At 41.9% G+C, this 1,084-nt stretch carries 1 pseudogene; it reads left to right on the forward strand.

The features are described 5' to 3' along the window. Positions 1-65: 65 nt before the first annotated feature. Positions 66-1,084, forward strand: a pseudogene (locus HMPREF0083_RS15445) (IS3 family transposase); the annotation flags it as partial.

The raw sequence follows: 1,084 nt of genomic DNA on the forward strand, positions 1-1,084 counted from the left end.
AAAAACACCTTTACGTTGAAAACTGGGTATAGAGTACCTACTACCAACTTGGAGGTGTTTTTTCTATGGGCACAAGAGTAAGTTATCCAGCAGAGGTAAAAGTAAAGGCGGTAAAAATGAGAATAGCCGGGGTTCCCGTCAAAGAAGTACTGAGACAACTAAACATTCGAAATTATACGCAATTAAAAACATGGATGAAGTGGTATAAAAATGGGGAGATGCATCGCTTTGAACAACCTGTGGGGAAGCAGTATTCCTATGGAAAAGGGCCGAAGTATGAAACAGAAATGGAGAGGGTACAGGCTGAAAATCGGTATTTAAGGCAACAGATTGAAGTCCTAAAAAAGTACAAAGAGTTGGAGAGGAAGTGGTACCAGAAATAGCTGTACAATTGGTGGAGGAAGTAAAAGAGGCCATACCCATCTATGAGATCTGCAAGCATCTTGGCATCCCACGATCCACTTATTATCGTTGGAAGAAGAATCTCCAAAACGAAAGGTCTGTACATGTCATCGAGCGTAAAATTGGTGAGTTATGCCGAAGTACGAAATTCCGATATGGTTATCGCAAAATCACAGCCTTACTCAATGAGGAAATCCATGTGAATCATAAAGTCGTGCAGCGTGTGATGAAAAAATATGGCTGGCAATGCCGCGTGAAAGTGAAGAAACGCAAGAAAACGGGACAGCCTTATCATATCGCTGACAATCTGTTACAACGTGATTTTAAGGCGGATCTTCCCCTTCAAAAACTGGTCACAGACATTACGTACTTGCCTTTTGGTCAGAAGCAGTTGTATCTTTCAAGTATACAAGACTTGTTTAACGGTGAAATCATTGCGTATACGATTGGAGATTGCCAGAATACAAACTTTATTTTAGATACCCTGAATCAACTTCCTTGTTTACCCGAAGGATGTACGCTGCATAGCGATCAAGGCTCCGTTTACACGTCGTACGCTTACCAGCAGAAAGTCAAAGAAAAAGGCATTACCATGAGTATGTCCCGTAAGGGAACGCCCGCTGATAATGCCCCGATCGAATCGTTTCATTCCTCACTAAAGTCTGAAACGTTCTATCTCGAC

It is taken from the genome of Aneurinibacillus aneurinilyticus ATCC 12856 (assembly GCF_000466385.1).
GTDB lineage: Bacteria > Bacillota > Bacilli > Aneurinibacillales > Aneurinibacillaceae > Aneurinibacillus > Aneurinibacillus aneurinilyticus.